The following is an 18,755-nucleotide window of genomic DNA, read 5'->3' as shown; positions in this document are numbered from 1 at the left end:
ACTCGCATCTTCTCCCTGGCGAGTCAACCGAGTCCGCTGTGCAACGCTCCGAGCCGATTCCGATTTCGAAGCGAATATCTCGAAAGCCCCGATGGTTTGCGAAAGCCATCGGGGCTTTTTTTGTTGGTTTTGAGCGGAGTGAGGCGGCGAGAGGGGAGGGGCAAAACGATGGGGGCAAAACGATGAGAGACGCCCCGTGTGTTGGGAAGCCGGTTGGAGGCAGCGGAGGGATGGCAGAATGATACGAACCAGAATGATGGGGGGCGTGCCGGCTGGAGCGTGCCCGGCTGGAGGATGCCCGGCCGCTCGCTCACGCTTCCCGCTGGCATTGGGTTGCAGACGCCAGCACGACGCGTGAGCGAGTGGCCCACGCCGGAACCGGGGTAGCCCCCACAGGCCGCTCGCTCACGCTTCCCGCTGGCATTTTGGATGCCAGCACGTGGCGTGCGCCAGTGGCCGATGATAGGATTCCCGACACGCCGCTCGCGGACGCTTCCCGCTGGCAGCGACGAACCGACGTGATCGTTTGTGACCTTTTCCCCTGAGGATTTCTTTGATGGCTGATTGGCTGGAACCCGGTACCAAGGCACCCGCATTCACCCTGAAAGACGACCAGGGCAACAAGGTCAAGCTGAGCGATCTCAAAGGCGGCCCCGTCGTGCTGTACTTTTACCCCCGCGATGACACGCCCGGTTGCACCAAGGAGGCTTGCGCGTTTCGCGACCGCTACGACGAAATGAAAGAACTGGGGGCGCAGCTGTTTGGCGTCAGTGCCGACTCGGCCGAAAGCCACGCCAAATTCCGCGACAAGTATTCGCTGCCCTTCCCGCTGTTGGTCGACGAAAAGCACACGATGCTGGAAAAATATGGGGCATGGCGCGAAAAGAACATGTACGGCAAAAAATCGATGGGGATCCAGCGCAGCACGTATCTGATCGACGCCGACGGCAAGGTCGTCAAGGTCTGGAAACGCGTGAAGGTCGACGGCCACGACCAACAGGTAATCGACGCCCTAGCAGCTCTGTAAGGCGGTCTGGTTCGCCATCGGAGCCACCACAACAGCTCATCCCTGTACGACGGCGCTTCCGGGCGGTGGTCGAGGCAGTTTTCACCGCGACGGCGCAGTCTTCACCGCGACGGCGCAGTTTTCACCGCGACGGCCCGCAAGGGACATCGTCCCGTGGTGATTGGCGTCGGCCCGGAAGGGCCATGGTACAGAAACCAGTCCCCTGGCAGGGAAATACACCGCGGGCTACCCTTCCGGTGAACGCTCTGGCGTCGCGACCCCCATCCTCTCCGCGCTGCACTTGCCTTTGCCATGGCTCACACGATCGTCATTTTTGGTGCCTCGGGCGACCTGACCAGTCGCAAACTGATCCCCGCACTGTACAGCTTGTTCAAGAAGAACAAGTTGGACGACGTGGTCCGAATCGTCGGCGTCTCACGCTCGCGGTTTGAAAATCAACAGTTTCGCGATTCACTCCGTGAGTCGGTCGCAAAGTTTGCCGGCAAGCTGTTCGACGGCGAGACCTGGGACGAATTCTCTCAGCACGTCTACTACCAGCCGGGCGACATCAAGGACGCCGACGACTTCAACGCCTTGGCCAAGTTCTTGGACGAAATCGAACAGGGAGAACCGTCGGGACGGTTGTACTACCTGTCGACGATGCCTCAGTTGTACGAAGAGGCGATTCGGCAACTCGGCGCCGCCGGGTTGGCTGACGATAGCGACGGCTTCCGACGGGTGATCATCGAAAAACCCTTCGGCACCGACCTGGCGACCGCACACGCACTGAACGATTCGATCCACAAGGTGTTTCGCGAAGACCAGATCTATCGGATCGACCACTACCTGGGCAAGGAAACGGTTCAGAACATTTTTGCCCTGCGGTTCGCCAACTCGATCTTTGAACCGATCTGGAATCGCAACTATGTCGATCACGTCCAGATCACCGTCGCCGAGGAAGTGATCATTGGGCGACGCGCCGGCTACTACGACAACGCCGGCATCCTGCGGGATATGTTTCAGAACCATATCCTGCAATTGATGATGATCACGGCGATGGAGCCGCCGGCGAAGTACGACGCCGCGCTGGTGCGTGACGAAAAAGTCAAGGTGCTTCACAGTGTTCGCAAAATGACTGGTGCGGATTTCGCCTCCAACACCGTGCGCGGCCAGTATGAAGGGTATCTGAAAGAAGAGGGCGTGCCGGCCGACAGCCAGACGGAAACCTATGCGGCGCTGAAACTGTATTGTGACAACTGGCGTTGGAAAGGCGTTCCGTTCTATCTGCGCAGCGGCAAAGGCATGTCCTGCCGGACGACACAAATTGTGATCCAGTTCCGACACGTGCCCCATATTCTTTTCGGCCACAAGACACGTAGCCCGGTCGGCAACCGGTTGGTCGTGCAGATCCAGCCGGCCGAAGGGATTCAACTGCACTTCGAGTCCAAAGTGCCGGAGAGCGAAATGAAGACGCGGACCAGCACGTTGGACTTCGATTTCAACCAATCTTCCAAAGGCGACATGCCGGACGCCTATCAGCGATTGCTGTTGGACGCCGTCCTGGGTGATGCCAGCCTGTTCGCCCGCAGTGATGAAGTCGAATTGGCGTGGGGCATCATCGACCCCATCCTAGCCGCTTGGCGAAGCCCCGCCGCACCGGAGTTGTTCCAATACCAGCCCGGATTGTGGGGACCGCCGGAAGCAAACGAGTGGATGGCCGCCCAACACCACCGCGAGTGGTTCGACGTCTGCCCGGTGCTGACGCACCCCTAGTACTTTGTTCCAAGAGTCGCCGTGTTCTCCGAACTCGACGTGCGTGAAAAGGGGACGCTTTGCCCCGCGCCGACCTCGGAGAGGACGGCGACGGTCCAGCCCAGCCGAAAACCAAGCGGCGGCGAACTACGAGACTTTGTCCCTAGACCCGGCAAGGGTCATATGTGGTAGCGGAATTCGCCAAGAATTTCGGCTTTTCCCTTGTCGACTGCTGCGAGTCGAAAGCCTTGGCGGCTTCCGCTACGGGTTTTGGGACAGAGCCTAATGGTTCGAGTAGCGGATTTCGGGCGAATAGCGGAGCTCCGATGCGGCATGCGGGGGCAACGCCTTTTGCAGATCCAAGCACTCTTTTTCACGAACCGGATTGGGGTCCCGCATGATGTGCGTGACCAGCGCGACGACCAACTCGTTGCGCCGACTCTCGGCGGCGCGTTTGTTGAACAGCCGCTTGATGACCGGGATTTGTCCGACGACCGGGACGACCGCATCGCTTTGAGAATCGGTTTCGCGGATCAGACCGCCGATGACCAACCCGCTGCCGTCGGGCATCAGCACCGTGGTCGAAACCTGGGTGGTGTCTTCTTCGGGAAAACCGCTTTCGGTGATCTTTCCGCCGGAGACTTTGGGCAGCACCGTCATCAAAATCTGGTCGTCGTGTGTGATCACCGGAGTGACCTCCAGCACGATTCCGACATCCAAGAATTGGACATTCTGAATCGTCGCGGTCTGTGTCGTGGTGGCGACGGCGTAAGGCAAGCGTTGACCGATTTGGACCTTGGCGGTTTGCCGATTGACGACGCTGACTTTGGGAGACGCCAATGTGCGTGAATTCGTGTTGGTGTGAATCGCTTCGATCAAATGTCCCATGTCGGTCCCATTGATCCGGAACGCAAATGACGGCCCCTCGGGGTTTTCTTCGGCGAAGTTCGATCCTTCCAAAATCACCTTGGCACCCGAAATCCGAGCCAACCCCCGCAGGTTGACTCCATAGCGTTCTTCGTCGTCCAAGTCGATTTGCAGCACGTGGGCTTCGACCAAGACTTGACGCGGCGGCACGTCGATTTGGGCGAGGTAATGTGCGACACGTTGATGCCCCGCTTCGTTGTCTTCGACGATCAACAATTCGCGTGTCTTCAACTGGTCCACCGCATCGGATTCACTGGTATGCGCCTTACCGATCGGCGAGAGCAATCCGGTGACGACCGATTGCACATCGGCGGCGGCAACGTAGTTGAGCGGATAGACCTGCAGCCGTCGCCCTTGGACCTTGGGGTCCAACGATGCCGCATCCGCCCCGGTGACGTACAACAAGTTTCCCGATTGATGCCAATGAAATCCGGCGACGCCCAAGATCGCATCGAGCACTTCGTCCAATCGCGCACCACGAATACTGACCGTGACCGGTCCGGTCACATCGGGCCCGATCACAAGGTTCAACTTGTGGTGATCGGCGATCATCCGCAACACGCTGCGAAGCTCGGCATCGTTGGCGACCAGGGTGACCAGATCCTGGTGTTTTTCCAACGTCGCGCGGTCGGTTCCCGGAGCGGGTTTCAACGGGATCGCAACGGCGTTTTTGCCGGTCGGCGGCATGGCGGGCGGAACCGGTGCCTTCAATTCTTGGTCTTCACTCGCCTCGGACGCTGCGGCCACTTGCACGACGTCGTCGGATGGCGGGGGCAGCGCACCGACGATCAAGTCCGCGATTCCATCTTGACGTTGTTCTTCGGCGGACGCGCCGGCACGGTGGGCAACCGGTTGGATCGTGTTCACCGAAGCCGCGTGTTGCGGTTGCGGCGTTGGTTGCGGCGTTGATGCAACCTGGATTGCGTGGATATTCCCGATGTCGGTCGACGGGATCGGCCGCGACGGATTGAACGGAGCCTTCATCGGCGACGGCCTCGTCGGCTGTGGCATCGCCCCGGCCGGTTCGGGAGCCGCTATCAATCGCGACGTCGCCACGGGGCGCAGCCGGTCGGGCACGCGAGTGGGCTGCAGGGCGTTTCCCGCGTTAGTCCTCTGCCGCGACGATCCGCTTGCATTGGAAGCGGAGCCCTTAGGTGCGGCAGTGACGGGAATCTGCGTCGGCGTGCTTCCCGCAATCGGGACGCCTTTGGAAGCATCGCTTGATCTTCGTTGGCGTCCGACGATCGGGGCGGCGTCGGAAACGGTCAAGTCGCGGTCAGGAGAGTTTTCGACAGGCCGACGCGTCTGGGCTGATGCCGAGCGATAGTCCGACGTTGGGGCAGAGCTTTCCAGTCCGAATTTTGGCGTGTCGGGTTGCGGCAACATCGCCGCGCTGACACCCGTCTTCGATTCCGGCCGCGGCGATGTTTCGATACCCGGGCGATTCTTGGTCGTCGCGGGCGACGATTTCGGCAATGGTTTCAGATCCGTCGGTGGCGAGGGCATCGATGTCAACGGCGGAAAGCTGCGACCGGACCGATTGACCACCGGTCGTCGCGTGGTCCATTGAACTTGCTCGACGTGCGCGATCGACATCTCGGACGTCTTCCGCCGATCGGCTCGCGATTGTTCCAACACCGCCAATGCAATTGAACCGCTGGCAGCGTCGTCGTTTGCGGCGACCAGCTGAATCGCAGCGGCTTGGATCTCCGCTGGCAGCGGAGTCAGCTGATGGGCGGCTGGCAGCGAGGTTGTGGCGTTCGGTTTCGGCGTGGTCGCAGAGCCCGAGTCATGGGAAGTAGACTTCCGAGCCGCCCTCCCCTCGCGACGCTCGACCCTCCCACTCGTGGGGGCATTGCCTGGGGAATCCGTTGCTGGTGTGGTTTCGGCCTGCAGGACGGATTTGGATTTCCCGCGCAATAGAACGACGGGAGAATCGGCGGCCGGCGGCTGTTGTTGCGCCGGCAGCGGTTGGCGGTCTTCTTTGGCGTTGGAGGTGAGTTGCACCGCAGCGGGTGGTCGGTTCGGGATGCCGGGTTGGAAATCACGCTCGGCGATCGTCCCGGAGAGCGCACCCGAGGGCGTAACGATGAGGCCGCCGTCCCGTTTATCGTTGGAATCCGCGGTTTGCGCGCACCACATCATCCCTACACCGAGGGCTGCGATGATCGCCAGAGACAGAATCCGCATCCGGAGAGCTTCCTTGCGCCGTGGATGAAACGAGAACCCAAATAATCCGCACAATCGGTATAAACCAACTCTCTTGACGTATCGGCGTCTGAGAGGAGGCAGCGAAGGAAAACCCGTGAACTTGACCCGTTTTTGCCAGATTCGGGGTCTACGGCGTCACTTCCACGCCCTCTGGAGAGACTTGCAGGACGATCACCCCGGCGTCCAGTTCTTGCCCCGGCTGGACGATTTTGCCATCGATCAAGGCCTTGCGATCGTTGCCGTCGTAGGCCCCGTAGACGGCTCCCAACGTGTATTCCGCCCTGGGTTTCGGCTTTTCCGGCTCCGCAGCTGGCTTCGCAGCCGGCTCGGCGGGTGGTTCGACGATCTCGACAGCCGCGCTGCGAAACAAATCGACCGCCGCCAGCTCGTCGTCGGCCAGCGTGGGCAACTGGTCGACGGCGACAAACCGCTGCGTCAAATCATTCGGTTGGTCCCCCGGGGCCTGCTGCGAAAGCGGTTTCAACGAAACGAGCGACGTTTTGACCGACGGCGCCGCGCTGCCGCCGGCCGGGCTGGCCGCACCGCTGGGGTCACCACCGGATGGTGAAAACACCAGCGCGCCCAGTAGCACGACCAACAGGACGGCGACCAGGACGAGCTGCTTTTTCTTTTTCGCATCTTGCGGCGTACCCGAGCGCGAATGCTGCCTGAGGGAATGCGGGTTGTTAGTGCGAGTGGCTTCAGCGGTCATCGTCGCTCCTTTGCCGCAACAATTTTGCCGCCGTGGTCGCTTTCCCGGCGTAGGGGACTCTCAGCGACAGCGTGGCGAGACAGCGGACGGGTGGTTGATCGCCGCCGCTCGCTTCGGCGGGGCGATTGGAACCATCGGCGCGGACCACTTGGATCTCGTCGCACCAGATCGGCAACTCGGCGGTGACGATCTGGTGCAGAAACTTGCAAACGTTGCCGTAGGTGCCTTGGATTTCACATTCGGTGTCCAGCACCGCGACACGAATTCCGCCGTGTGTGGTCCCGCGATCCATGGTCACCAACTGGACGCCACTATCCGCCGCGACGTCTTGCAAGACCGATCGGACGTCTTCCCACGATCGGTTTTCCGGCAACCAATCGGCAATCCGATCGACGCGCAACCGGTTTTGCTCGCGTTGCTGTTGGGCATGTCGAAATTGATTGCGGAATTGATTTCGGTTGGAAATCAATTCGATCGCTTCGGCGATTTCCTGTGGCTGATGCGTGCGGTCGGCGGCCAAGCTCTCTGGACGCAACCACAACAGGCAGGTCACCGCGACCAATCCAACGGCGATGATTCCACAAACCAGATGACAGCGCAGCGGCGTATTCAACCAGCGCACCACCAGCGGAGAATGAGAGCGCCGCTTGTTTGTCCCGCGACGCAGGCGAATGCTCGGCTTCATGGCACCAACCTTGATGCGAGCGGCTGTGCGGTGACGCGAATCAGGGCCTCGCGCCAGGCACCGCCCGGGGTGGTCAGCGCAACGTCCTTCAATCGCCCCGTTTTCTCCAAGCGATCGTTCCAAGGCATCAAGACGTCACGGCTGTTGGCCATCACCGTCAACGTGAATCGGGGTGTCGCCCAATTCGGCGGCTCTTTCAACGAAGCGTCATATTCAAGTGGCAATTTGATGTCGATCGACTGGACATCCAAATGTTGCTGCGGCGGCAATGCGGGTCCGGGATGGGTGGCGAGCGTGACGGCGCCCATCACTTGGGCCACACTGTCGTCCGGTTTCGCCGACTCGACCCAGGAACACCATTTTTCCAGCAACGCGTTCTCGGCCTCCAACAACTGTGTCTTGCGGCGGAGCTCGGCGATCGGAGCGGATTGGGTGACCAGGTCCGCGTTCTTAGCGATCAATCGCTGGCCTCGCATCCAGAGTGCGATCGAGGAGCCGACGGTGATCGACAACAGCACCAACAGCACCCCCGACCATTTCTGAAACGCTTGCCCGGCGTGACGACGCGAACGGTAACTCGGCGGCAGCAGCTCAAAGTCCTGCCATCCGCCCAGCGAATCGAGCACGATGGTCGACTGGCCGGACGAATCCGATTGGGGCGTGGTCTGGTCGGGTGCCAGTCCGGGGGCCTGCCTGTTGGCCTCCTGTCCGGGCATCTGGCGATCCACGCGGCCGTTCGAATCGGCGGGCGGCCACGGCATCGCTTCAGCGGCACCGGACGGCTCGGGGACAAAGTCAATTCCGAGGTCGTTCTCGCTGTGACACGAGACCGTCTCGTGCTGCGTTTGCTGTCTCATCGCCCGTACCCTCGCCGAGATCCACGGGAAGCGGCCAGGGCCAGCGAGAGTGCTCCGGCGAACGACGCGTCGAGTCGCCGAACGAATTCCGGGTCACGATGGCGGTGTTTTGCCAGTGCAGCCGGCCGCTGGGCCCCTTGGTACGACCAAACCGCGACGGGTGTTTCCGTCAAAGTCGCGATGATTTCATCGACGCCGGGAATTTCAGCGAGCGGACCGGCGATCAAGATCGGCTTTTTCGAGGCCACGGTCATGTCCGCGCGGGCGGCATAGCGCGCGCTCGCGCGAAATTCTCTGGCCACCTCCGACAGGTAGGGACGTAATGCGTGGGCGTCCAACGGACGATCGGGCTGATCCAAACGTAGGATTTGATCGGGTACCGAAGGCAGCGTGCGGGTCAACCCGACGCCCGTCTGGTGCCGCATGGCGATCAGCGCCGAAGCTTGACTGAGCCACAACACACATTGGGCGTCGATCCCGGTCAGCGAATCGGCGGCGTGGGCCAGCACGACGCCGTGCGGCAAAATCGATTGAACGGTGTAGCCGTTGTCGCTGACGATGTCGGTGACCTGGCACGCGGTCTGCTCGGCCGTGGCTGCGATGACATACTGGTCTTCGCCACCGGGTTTCCCATGGTGGACCCCGACGACGGGCCAATGGCTCAGGTGCGCCGGGCTTTGGAACACCGATCGCGCGAACATTTCGCTACAGCGCTGACGCGTTTGCGGGATCTCGTTTCCGACGACGGTTTGATAGTGGGTCCAGGCGATCGGCAAGGCGATGGCGGTCAGATTGGTGTCTCCGTCGATACATCGCGGCAATCGTTGGTCCACCGTTTCCAGCACACCCTCCAACCACTCCGGCGTCATCTCCTGGTTTCGCTCGGTCGGCAATTCAAACTGGTGCCGGCCGACCCAGGCAAAGTCATCCGGATTGCGACCGATCGGGCGCAGCGTTGCCACACGCACCACGTGTTCGCCCACGTCGATGCCGACGAAGGCCTTGCCGGTCTGTGACAACCAACGACTTCGTCGACCAGGGGTCGTCTCCGGCGCAGCGTGACTGGCGTCTACCGAGGGATGCGACGTTTGGGGCGGGGCCGATGTCATGAGGGGTGGGGCGAGAAAAAGCGACTCGGTAATCAAGTTTCATCCACGATTGATCAATCACCATGGATGTACGTCACAGAGACGAACCGTCCAAATGAATGCGGGCAGCGCACTCGTTGCGGCACAGCATGACCGGCGTGTCGGACTAGCGTTGCCGTCGCAATCGGAATATCCGGACGGGCGGTCGAGAGCATCGCCGCCGCCCGATCACCCCTTTTGGATCGTCGAAACGTCCAGCAGCGGCAGCATGACCGACATCACGATCCCGGCGACCAAGACGCCCATCAGCAAGATGATCATGGGTTCGAGCGCGACGACCAAACGTTTGATCTTTCGCCCGCCCTCTTGTTCATAGAACCGACCGATGTCGTCCAGCACTTCGGCGACGCGTCCGGTCCGTTCGCCGGTCGCCATCATCTGTGTCGCCTCGGTCGGCAGGAAGTCCGCCGTGGCGAGCGCTTCGCTGGCACTGAGTCCGTCGATCAGATTGTCTTCGACCCGGCCGAGCAACTCGTGCCACGAACGGTCTTGGACGGTGTCGCGTGTCAGTTGAACCGCTTGCAACATCGGCACGCCGCCACGGACCATCGCCGCGATCGTGCGAAAGTAGCGTCCGGCAATCAGCGGTCGGTAGGCGTCCTTGATCATCGGCGCGTACAACAGCATCTTGCCCAGCGGCCGCTGAACCAACGCATGACGTCGAAGCATGAACGCCCCGGCCAGGATCGCAAATCCGACGGGAAACAAGATCATCCAATACGCTCGCCCGAACGTCCCGACATCCAACAAGAACTGCGTCGACGCCGGGACGGGCCGCCCGGTGGATTGGAACACGCGTCCGAATTGAGGCAGCACGCCCAGGATCAGCGCGGTCATCACGACCGATGCGGCGGCAATCAAGATCACCGGATAGATCATCGCACCGACGATCGATGCCCGCATTTCCAGTTGCCCCCGCATGCGCTCGCACACGTCGGCCAGGGTTTGCGGAACGTCGCCGGTTGCTTCGGCCGCGGCCAGCATGGCCGGCAACGAAGCGGGAAAGTACTGGCCATGGGTCGCCACGGCGTTGGAAAACGTCATGCCCCCGCTGAGCGCAAGGTGGATCGCATCAAGCGACGCCGCCAATCGCGGATCCTGGCAATGGTCCGCGACGTGTCCGACCGCTTCGGCGATCTCCACCCCATTTTGACTCATCACGGCCAATTGATTCAGGCTCAACAAAACCGTCGACGACGAGACGGGAAACAGATAGACGCCGCCGGGGGATGCCTTTCGTGTGGGCGTCCCCAATGCCGTGGCGGCCAGGTTCACTCGGGCCCCCGGGCGTGGTCCGGACAGCTCGCTACCGGTCGCTCGGAACGGCTTTTCACCGACGGCGAATCGATCGGACGACGGCGAGGCGGAAAAAGCGGACGCGGCATCCCGATCGCTCGGCAAGGGTGTCAGGGGTGAAAACGCTTTCATGACTTCAATCGACCAGTGCGACCCGACCGACCTCCTCCAAACTGGTCACCTTGTCCTGCGCCAACTGGATCCCCTCGCTCAACAGCGACGGTCCGTTGCGTGATTGACGCAGCGTTTCCAAGTCGGCGCCGTCATTGATCAGCGTGCGAATGTCCGGCGTGATTTCGAACAGTTCATAGACTCCCGTTCGGCCGCGGTAGCCCGATTCGTAACACTCACCACATCCGCGGCTGCGTGCAAAACTCTGGCGTGGGTCGCCGGTGTAGTGCAATTCCTCCAGCGTCCTGCTCGAGGCGTAGTAGGTTTCTTTACAGTTCGGGCACAGGTTTCGCATCAACCGCTGTGCGATCACGCCGACCAGACTGGCGGCGATCTTAAAACTTTCGATCCCCATGTCCATCAAACGTGTGATCGCCGCGGCGCTGTCGTTGGTGTGCAGCGTGCTCAGCACCAAGTGTCCGGTCAGGGCGGCCTGGATCGCCGTTTCGGCGGTTTCGCGGTCGCGGATTTCGCCGACCATGATCACGTCGGGGTCCTGCCGCAAGATGCTCCGCAGGGCCTGGGCAAACGTCATCCCGGTTTCTTTGGCGACTTGGACCTGGTTGATCAATTCCAACTGGTATTCGACCGGGTCTTCGACGGTGATCACGTTGCGTTCGATGCCTTTGATCAGTTCGATGGCCGAATACAGCGTCGTCGTTTTTCCGCTTCCGGTCGGCCCGGTCACCAGGACCAACCCGTGCGGCCGCGACAACATGCGGCGGACGGAGGTCAACGAGGCGTTGGGCAAACCCAGGCTGTTCAGGTCGAAGGTGACGCTGTTGCGGTCGAGCACCCGCATCACAACCTTTTCCCCCAACACGGTCGGCAGCGTGCTGACTCGCAGGTCGACGTCGCGGCGGCTGATTCGCACGTGCAACCGTCCGTCCTGGGGTTGACGGTGTTCAGCGATGTCGAGCTTCGCCATGACCTTGATTCGCGACACGATCGCGGCGTGCATTTCCTTGCGCGGCTTCATGACCTCGCGGAGCGCTCCGTCGATGCGAAACCGGATCGAGGTGAATTTTTTGCCGGCTTCGATGTGGATGTCGCTGGCCCCCTGACGGACGGCCTGGATGATCGCATAGTTGACCAGGTTGATCACCGGGCTGCCTTCGGCCAACTGTTGGGTGCCGTGCAGGTCCAGATCGATCGCTTCGCTGTCCAGTTCCAGCTGTTCGACGTCTAGATCGGCGGTGACCGAATCGACGGCGAAGTCGTCTTCATAGCATCGCGGCAACAGCCGTTCGATGCCGCTGGCCAGGGTCAGAACCGGGCGGATCCGGCAACCGCTGACATCGGCCAACGCATCGATCGCGGCCAGATCTTGGGGGTCCGCCATCGCGACGGTCAACTCATCGCGGACCCGCATCAGCGGCAGCACGCGATACCGTTCGGCGTAGTCGCGTGGAATCAACGCAACCGCGATCGGATCGATCAACCCCTCGCGCAACTTGACGCCTTCCACGCCCAGTTGTTCGCCCAGCATGGGAAGCAGGTTGGCTTCGTCGACCAATCCCAGTTCGGCCACGACCTCGCCGAGCCGTTTAAAGTGTTTGCGTTTGACCCGGCCGATCGTGTCGGTGCCCTCTTGGGCCGCCAAAGCCTGCAACCGATCCTCTTCGCTGGCCTGGTGCGCCAATGCCGTTTCCAGCTGGTCCTCGCGGATCAATCCGGCTTGGATCAGTCGGCTGCCCAGCGGCTGGACCGAGTGCGCGTTGCCGGCGCGGCGTGAGGGATGCACAATCCGGGGCGGGGCGAGGGCGACGGAAGAATTGGACGGATCCGAGTTGGTTTTCATGGCGATCACCTCTTCCGTTTAAGCAAAACTGCCGAGTGCGGTCGTCAGATCCGGAAAGGATTCGATGCTGGATCCGACGCCGGTGATTCGCAGCAGGTCGTCACACAATTCGCTGACGCTGCACAGCCGCAAACAGCCGCCACGACGACAGCACTCATCGCTCAGATCCAACAACCACTCCAACCCGCGGCTATCGATCAGCGGGGTGTCGTTAAAATCGACAACGACGGCCGGGACGCCGCCGGTCAGTTTGCTGCCGATCATCTCTCCGATCGGACCGATCGTTTCTGCCCGCAGCGGACCTTCGCTGCGGACGACGTAGACGCTGCCGTGTTTATCAAGACGGACCATCGATGAACTCCGCCCCCGTTAGATACCGCTGCGTGAATGGCCGCCGATCGGCAGACGCATCGTGAACGTCGACCCGCGGCCGACCTCGCTGTCCAAGTCGACTTCGCCGCCGTGCATCCGGGCGACTTCGCGAGTGAACGCCAGCCCTAGTCCGTTGCCGCGCATCTCGCTGTCGGCCGCATTGCTGCCGCGGAAGAACTTGTCAAACACTTTGTCCTGTTCTTCCTCTTCGATCCCCGGGCCGTTGTCTTGGATGTCGATGCGAACCCAGTTGTCGACGACGCCGCAACGGACGATGATTTCGCCTGCGGCGGGGGTGTATTTGACGGCGTTGCCGATCAGGTTGACCAGTGCGGCTTGCAGCTTGTCGCGGTCGCCGAAAACCGTGGGAAGCTTGGCGGCAAAGTCCGTCGCCAAACGCTGACGTTTCTGTTCGGCCTGGGCTTTCATTTGATCGGCGGCGTATTCGACCATCGGCAACAATTCCAATTCGTGCCGATTGGCGACCATCGACCCGGCTTCCATCTGGCCGACGGTCAGCAATTGATCGACCAATCGTCCCAGACGATGGGCTTCGGAAACGATCACGTTGCAGAACTCTTTCTGTTGATCGATTTCCAGGTTTTCTTCGGCCTGTAGCGCCTCGGCATAGGCTTGCAGATTGTTCAGCGGGGTCCGCAATTCGTGGGTCGCGGTCAACAGAAACTGATCGCGCGATTGGGTTGCCAATTCTTGTTGGGTCACGTCGGTCAGGATCCAGGCCATCCCTTCGCCGTCGCCGCTGCGGCCGTCGAGTCGGGAGCGGGCGATCCGCAAGTGAACGCGTTCCCCGCCCATGGTGACTTGGTGGCGTTCCTGGATCATCCGCACGTTGCTGAGGAAGCGTTGGCGTTTGTCGATCACCGAATCGTCGCCCGCTCGCAACCCCAGCAGGTCCAGCAAGTCGCGTCCGATGTGGTTGGCGTCTTCGGTCAGACTGAACAGACTGCACGCCGGCGGGCTGATAAATAGCAGTCGGCCGTCCAGGTCCGTGATCACCCAGGCCGTCGGCAACCCACGCATGGCGCGGGCCAGCGTGATCGCTTCTTGATCCAACGAGGCGGGCGTGCGCTCATCGCTGTGGATCGACGCCGACTCGGCTTCCCGCAGCAATTCGTTCCACGCCTCGGTGATCCTTTCTTGACCGATGATCGGGCGGACCGTTCGCCAACGTTCCGGCCTGCCGCCGCTTTGCAACAATTCCGCTTCGATCGTGCGGAGCGTACGGACCGAACGCATCGACATCACGCCGCTGAGCGAGCAAACCGCCACGGTCGCCACCCACATCAGCGACTGAAACGAGTGCAGTTGCGGAAGCGAACTGGCCGCCACGCCGCAGACCAAAGCGCACAAGGCGGTGATGCAGAATAGAACGCCGATCCGGGTCGTGACCAAGGCTTGACCGGGAGCGGCCGGATCGGATTCGGGCGTCTGATCGGAACGGATTGCATCGACGGCCGGTGCGGTGCGATCGCCGCTGCCGGCCGCGCTGGTCGGTTGGGAATTAGGCATCTCCATGGCCCTGAGGCGGATGGGGAATCCCCTGCCCCGGCGGCAAGCCAAGCGACAAATTCAGCGGCGGCAGGGTGGGAATCTCTCTTTCGACACGGGGGGTGTCCGACGCGGTGAGCTGGCCCTTTTGTTCCAAATGCCGGACGATCACTTCACTCAATTTGCGAGGACTGAACGGCTTGTGCATGATGCACGCCAGTCGAAAGTCTCGGCGAAGTTGTTCGCTATCGAGTTCCAGGCCCTTGGCGGTGCACAGGATCGCCGGCGGGCGTTGGTAATCGTCCAGTGCGTCGAGCCGCTGCAACAGTTCGACGCCGCCACAACGCGGCATCTGGAAATCGGTGACGATAAAATCGATGCCGCCTTTGAGCAGACGTTCGTATCCGGCTTCACCGTCGTTGCAGGTCTCCACGGCGAGTCCACTTTTAGCAACCGCAAAGCTAAGCACCCGACGAAAGACGGGGTCGTCTTCGATAATCAGCACGGTCGGCGTAGGGGACATGAAAAGCGATCTCGGAAGGGGCAGGCTTCAGTCTTGAAAAACTGGGGGGCAATCACACAGCTGTTACGAACAACGGCGGCGTGATTCACCAATCCTTGCCGATGTCGGTTCCGGCCGGATCCAGATTCAATTTCAAACTGCCGTTGTGTGGTTTGTAGGCCCAGCCGCTGGTACCGTCCGGTGACGGGACAACCGGAGCGGAGGTCGTCGTGGTGTCGTAATAGACTTCCTCCAGCCCTCGAACGGGACCGAACGTCGGCACCGGAAACGGACCGTTCAGCATGTCCGCCATCGCGGTTTTCAAGTCACCGCTGGGCGGGTACTCGCCCTCTTTGGCGCGATACATCTCGATCGCGTTTCGCAGCACGGCCAGTTGTTGACGCGTGGTGTTGATCTCTGCCTGTTCGGCGGTGTCGAACATCCGCGGCGCGGCGACCGCGGCGATGATGCCCAGGATCAAAATCACGATGACCATTTCGATCAATGAAAAACCTTGACGCTTGTTGCGTGTCATATCCATTTGCCCTTGTGGTTGATTGCTGAAGCGCCAGCTGATTTGTTGTGAACGACGATCCCACACCGATCGTTGACCACGGTCATCGATTCGTGTGCCGGTCCGCCTTGTGACGCATTGAAAACTAGGACGGGTTTGTCTGACGGACGACGTGCAAGGGCAAATTCCGTTCTTTTGGACCACCCTGAAGAGTGCCCCGTCGCATTGCAACCGACACGACCGTTGCGACTGATCAACGGTGGCGGACGTGCGTCAAGCGTTGCCCCGGCAGAACACCGTGTTGCAGGATGTCATCGCGCGTGCGGCCAACGCAACGTTTCGTCGCCAACGCGACGACGCGGCAATGACACGCGTGGAAAGTTCTTTTTTGCGGCCAATGCTCGCCGCCGAAGAGGGATTCGAGCGCTCGCGCCCCGCGTCGGTCGCCACCGGTGGCGGTTTAGACCGGGGCCGATTCCGACCGATCACCCTCGCTTGGCTCTCGCTTGGCCCTGGATTTGCAAACCGAATCGGCACACCCATCGGCACACCCCACGCCCGACTCACCCCACGCCATCATCGAGACGTCCGTTGAACGAGAACCAACGCCCCCTGTGGATCATCATCTTTGCGATCCTTTTGGCAAGCATCGCGATCCGAACCAACGGCCAGGAACCCAATGGCCAAAACCTTGAATCGGACGTGACGCCGACGACGACTCCGGACGAGGACGCATCGGCGTACACGGAAATGCAACTCGGCGATCGCATCATCGTGGTCAAGCGTGCTTCGGCCGAGCGCGACGCCGCTCGCTCGCTCCGGTCGCGGCGTCCCCAGTCCGCCTTGGTGACTGCCGAGATCGCACAATTCGATTCCGATGCCGATCCCGATGGTTGGCTGGCCAAAGTGATGTTGATCGGCAGCGACGACTGCAGGGTGACGGTGCGGCGGGCCACGGCACGGTTCGAATTGATGCCACGGCTTCCGACCCACGATTTCACCGGCTACGTCGATGCGAACCTCAAGCCGATCGTTTGGAATTCGCCGCTGCGGTTTGCCGACGATGGCGTCGCGACGGTGCGGTTGCCGCTTCGCAACCCGATCGCGCCGCTGGTCGGTTGGCCGGCGACCTCCCATCCGGCCGTGGGCGATGCCGGCGGCTTCTTTGCCTCGCGTCGCGGCATCATCCGCCACACCAGCCCGGCATTTGAAAGCCGCACGGCACTGACCGACCGACACGACCGGGCATCCGCCCGATCGGCCATCGGCATGGCGAGTTTCGGTCAGTTGAAGGTGCGTGTCTCGGTGCCCGGCGAAGGCGTCTTCGATGCCGTCGCTCCGATCACCTTACGCCCCGCGGTCTTGGTTGACACTCGTTGGCCCTATCAGTAACTTGACACTTCATCAGCACTGGTACACGCAACTGCCCGGTCCTGCCCCAAGGCCCGGGTTTATTTTTTGCCGTCGATCAGTGCTCGATTGCTCGCCTAGGCCCTGAACCAAGCCCGATTCCGCCCAACCAGCGCATGCCGCGACGCTTGCTATGAACCCACAAGACATTCTCCGATATGTCGATTCGCTTCACCGCGAAAAAAATATTGACACCGAACTCGTGTTCTCGGCAATCGAGGCGGCTTTGCAGACCGCGGCAAAGCGACAATATGGCGAAGACGCCGATATCCAGGTCCAGCTCAATCGCGAAAACGGACGCATCGCCGCCTCGCTCGACGGCGAACAACTCGGTGACGACCAGATCGGCCGGATCGGCGCCCAAACCGCCAAACAAGTCATCATCCAAAAGGTCCGCGAGGCCGAACGCGACTCGCTGATGGCGGAGTATCGCGAGCAGATCGGAGACACGGTCGCGGGGATCATCGGCCGCGCCGACGGCGGCGTGGCAACCGTCAATCTGGGCAACGTGGAAGCGATCTTGCCACGCAGCGAACAGATCCCCGGCGAAACCCTGCACGCCGGCGAACGCGTCCGGGCCGTGGTGTTCGAAGTCAAAGCGACCGGCAACCGAGTCCGCGTGGTGCTCAGCCGAACCCGCCCCCAGCTGGTCCAACGGCTGTTCGAACAGGAGATCCCCGAACTGAGCGAGGGGGTGATCGCGATCAATTCCATCAGCCGCGAACCCGGCTACCGCAGCAAGGTCGCCGTCAGCAGCGAAGACAGCCAGGTCGACCCGATCGCCGTCTGTGTCGGCTACCGCGGCAGCCGCATCAAAGCCGTCCGCGAGGAATTGGCCGGCGAACACATCGATGTCGTCCGCTACAGCGAAGACCCCGAGGTGCTGATCCCCAACGCCCTGCAGCCGGCCGAAGTCGAACAGGTGCTGCTGTGTGACATGATCGGACGCGCGATCGTCCTGGTCCAAGAAGACCAACTGTCGCTCGCGATCGGACGCCGAGGGCAAAATGTTCGCCTGGCCAGCAAGCTCTGTGGCTGGGACATCGAAATCATGACCGGCGGCGAACTGGAAGAACAAATCGAACGTGCGGTCGAAGCGTTCAGCCAGCTCGAAGGAATGACCCCGGAGATCTCCCAGATTCTGGTCGAGCAGGGATATTTGTCCTATGACGATTTATCCGTCATCGAACCCGATGCTTTCATGGAAATGAGCGGGTTGACCGAGGAGCAGGTCGATTTAATTGTCAACACTGCCGAGGCAAAGGCAGAGGAAGCCGAAGAAGCGGCGGCACAGGAACGGCAAGCCCGCCGGGAACGTGAACGCCTGCACAAGGAAGCCGAAGCCGCCGGAGTGATGGAACCAGAACCCGCACCCGAGGCAGCGGCCCAGCCGGCGGCCGAAGCCGAAGCACAGCCGGCGGCCGAAGCACAGCCGGCGGCCGAAGCCGAAGCACAGCCGGCGGCCGAAGCGACCGAGGAAGCCGAAGCAACGGAGGCGGCCGACCAGCCCGCAGCGGAACCAACCGACGGAGGGAGCGAGGCGAGCGAAACCGAAGCAGGGGAGCAAAGCAGCCCTTCAGACGGGGCCGAGCAATCCCCGGCAGAGGCGTCATCGGACGATTCCGAGCCCGCCGAAGCATCGGAGGTTAAGTCGCCCCAGGAAGGCTAGAGCGGTGCTGAGGGAAAAAGTCGAGTGAAATCTAGGCTTGCCCCCAGGTCGGACCTCTGCGAAGACGGTCTTTTTCGCTATCCTTTGCTTCCAACGCGGGCGATTTCGATTTCCTCGACTTGGCCCGACCATTAACTGAAAGACGAAAACCATCCCGGCCTACCCCGTTCCACGCTCTCGCGGTCTAACCTTTCACCGCGTCAGATTGAGACT

General features: G+C 61.4%; 15 protein-coding genes. 4 read left to right on the top strand and 11 right to left on the bottom strand.

Going from position 1 to position 18,755, the window contains the following annotated elements; genetic code table 11:
* Positions 1-556 precede the first annotated feature (556 nt).
* Positions 557-1,027 carry a thioredoxin-dependent thiol peroxidase gene (bcp, locus tag H1B37_RS26940; RefSeq protein WP_182870381.1) on the top strand — a complete coding sequence of 157 codons (471 nt, stop codon included), beginning with the start codon at positions 557-559 and terminating at the stop codon, positions 1,025-1,027.
* Between the two features lie 291 nt (positions 1,028-1,318).
* Complete coding sequence (zwf, locus tag H1B37_RS26935; protein ID WP_182870380.1) at positions 1,319-2,779, top strand: glucose-6-phosphate dehydrogenase; 1,461 nt, start codon at positions 1,319-1,321, stop codon at positions 2,777-2,779.
* A gap of 261 nt (positions 2,780-3,040) precedes the next feature.
* Here the strand turns inward: zwf and H1B37_RS26930 are convergent, their stop codons facing one another.
* From H1B37_RS26930 to H1B37_RS26880, 11 genes are all read right to left on the bottom strand, one after another.
* Positions 3,041-5,875, bottom strand: coding sequence for a type II secretion system protein GspD (locus tag H1B37_RS26930; RefSeq protein ID WP_182870379.1), 2,835 nt, complete (start codon positions 5,873-5,875; stop codon positions 3,041-3,043).
* A 148-nt stretch (positions 5,876-6,023) separates the two neighbouring features.
* Positions 6,024-6,608, bottom strand: coding sequence for a hypothetical protein (locus H1B37_RS26925; RefSeq protein WP_182870378.1), 585 nt, complete (start codon positions 6,606-6,608; stop codon positions 6,024-6,026).
* Positions 6,598-7,293 (bottom strand): hypothetical protein, encoded by a 696-nt coding sequence (locus tag H1B37_RS26920; RefSeq protein ID WP_182870377.1) that lies wholly within the window; start codon positions 7,291-7,293, stop codon positions 6,598-6,600. The genes H1B37_RS26925 and H1B37_RS26920 overlap by 11 nt, the downstream gene beginning before the upstream one ends.
* On the bottom strand, positions 7,290-8,150 hold the full coding sequence (locus tag H1B37_RS26915; protein WP_182870376.1) for a hypothetical protein: 861 nt from the start codon (positions 8,148-8,150) through the stop codon (positions 7,290-7,292). Before H1B37_RS26915 ends, H1B37_RS26920 begins: the two co-directional genes overlap by 4 nt.
* On the bottom strand, positions 8,147-9,169 hold the full coding sequence (locus tag H1B37_RS26910) for a hypothetical protein (protein ID WP_182870375.1): 1,023 nt from the start codon (positions 9,167-9,169) through the stop codon (positions 8,147-8,149). The genes H1B37_RS26915 and H1B37_RS26910 overlap by 4 nt, the downstream gene beginning before the upstream one ends.
* Positions 9,170-9,466: 297 nt before the next feature.
* On the bottom strand, positions 9,467-10,726 hold the full coding sequence (locus H1B37_RS26905) for a type II secretion system F family protein (RefSeq protein WP_182870374.1): 1,260 nt from the start codon (positions 10,724-10,726) through the stop codon (positions 9,467-9,469).
* Between the two features lie 4 nt (positions 10,727-10,730).
* A complete protein-coding gene (locus H1B37_RS26900) occupies positions 10,731-12,566 on the bottom strand; it encodes a GspE/PulE family protein (protein ID WP_182870373.1) in 1,836 nt (611 codons plus the stop codon).
* An 18-nt stretch (positions 12,567-12,584) separates the two neighbouring features.
* A complete protein-coding gene (locus H1B37_RS26895) occupies positions 12,585-12,917 on the bottom strand; it encodes an STAS domain-containing protein (protein ID WP_182870372.1) in 333 nt (110 codons plus the stop codon).
* Between the two features lie 18 nt (positions 12,918-12,935).
* Positions 12,936-14,468 (bottom strand): PAS domain-containing sensor histidine kinase, encoded by a 1,533-nt coding sequence (locus tag H1B37_RS26890; protein ID WP_182870371.1) that lies wholly within the window; start codon positions 14,466-14,468, stop codon positions 12,936-12,938.
* Entirely contained in the window at positions 14,461-14,970 is a 510-nt protein-coding gene (locus H1B37_RS26885) for a response regulator (RefSeq protein ID WP_182870370.1), read from the bottom strand. Before H1B37_RS26885 ends, H1B37_RS26890 begins: the two co-directional genes overlap by 8 nt.
* 85 nt (positions 14,971-15,055) lie before the next feature.
* Complete coding sequence (locus H1B37_RS26880) at positions 15,056-15,484, bottom strand: type II secretion system protein (protein WP_220498391.1); 429 nt, start codon at positions 15,482-15,484, stop codon at positions 15,056-15,058.
* Between the two features lie 570 nt (positions 15,485-16,054).
* Between H1B37_RS26880 and H1B37_RS26875 the strand changes: the two genes are divergently transcribed.
* The gene (locus tag H1B37_RS26875) at positions 16,055-16,855 is read left to right on the top strand and encodes a hypothetical protein (RefSeq protein WP_182870368.1); all 801 of its coding nucleotides are present in this window, start codon (positions 16,055-16,057) and stop codon (positions 16,853-16,855) included.
* Between the two features lie 151 nt (positions 16,856-17,006).
* Entirely contained in the window at positions 17,007-18,542 is a 1,536-nt protein-coding gene (gene nusA / locus H1B37_RS26870; protein ID WP_182870367.1) for a transcription termination factor NusA, read from the top strand.
* The last annotated feature ends 213 nt before the right edge of the window (positions 18,543-18,755 follow it).

It is taken from the genome of Stieleria mannarensis (genome assembly GCF_014154935.1).
Taxonomy (GTDB): Bacteria; Planctomycetota; Planctomycetia; order Pirellulales; family Pirellulaceae; genus Stieleria; species Stieleria mannarensis.
This window is presented reverse-complemented; position numbering and strand designations above follow the sequence as displayed.